The 789-nt window shown below is 38.3% G+C and carries 1 protein-coding gene; it reads right to left on the reverse strand.

Annotation, left to right across the window (positions count from 1 at the left end):
- Nucleotides 1–92: 92 nt before the first annotated feature.
- Nucleotides 93–746: a hypothetical protein gene (locus KIV41_RS24315; RefSeq protein ID WP_252040591.1), complete on the reverse strand. Its 654-nt coding sequence runs from the start codon at nt 744–746 to the stop codon at nt 93–95.
- Between the last annotated feature and the right edge of the window lie 43 nt (nt 747–789).

The following is a 789-nucleotide window of genomic DNA, read 5'->3' on the forward strand; positions in this document are numbered from 1 at the left end:
AACATAACGCCGCATTAAGGTGTGAGCAGCGCTTGGCTATACTTGAGCGAAGCGAAACTGCCAAGCGTTACGAATCACTCTTAAATGCTTTGTTATAACAATTTCTTCCCAAGCTTCACCATTGTTTCATCGTTAAAAGTATTCCCACTACCTTCCCAGGCTATTTGGCCATTGTGGTTCATAATAAACAGCAAGGACGCAGATTCTTCTTCATCCGTTTCCACTAAGGCTCGCAACGCCTTCGTTGAAAGCTTTCGGTGTTTTTTCAATGCTTCAATTACGATGTTCTCCTTTTGCTCCCAAGAAGTAGCGTGTTTACTGACGGTATCATCGATTTTCTCGGTAACAAGGGATTCTATTTTTTCAACTAAATAGTCAAACTGCTTATCGGAGTTACCTTGGCTTTTTTTGAGTTCTTCTATGCTTTTGTTAATATCGGACTTCAATTCATTTAACCTAGAATCAAAAGCGTTGGGGCTTCTTTCCACCGTATCATGCCCACTCCAAACATGTTTACGCATATCGCTCACCGTATCCTTCATAATACCAAAAGTATCGGAATACAGTTTATCGAACAATACTTCTAATCTATTTACAGTAGAGTTGATATCAGTTGACGCTTTTTCTAGCTCTTGCGAGTTCTTTGTTGACAATTTATAAAATGTCACAGACAACCATACCGCATAAAAGCCAATTATTAGAGATACTAATGATGCCACTAATCCAATTATTTCAGGGATACTCAATTTTAACTCCTAACTTTTTAAATTGTTATAACGCCGCATTAAG

It is taken from the genome of Vibrio sp. D401a, assembly GCF_030248515.1.
In the GTDB taxonomy this organism is placed as follows: domain Bacteria; phylum Pseudomonadota; class Gammaproteobacteria; order Enterobacterales; family Vibrionaceae; genus Vibrio; species Vibrio rotiferianus.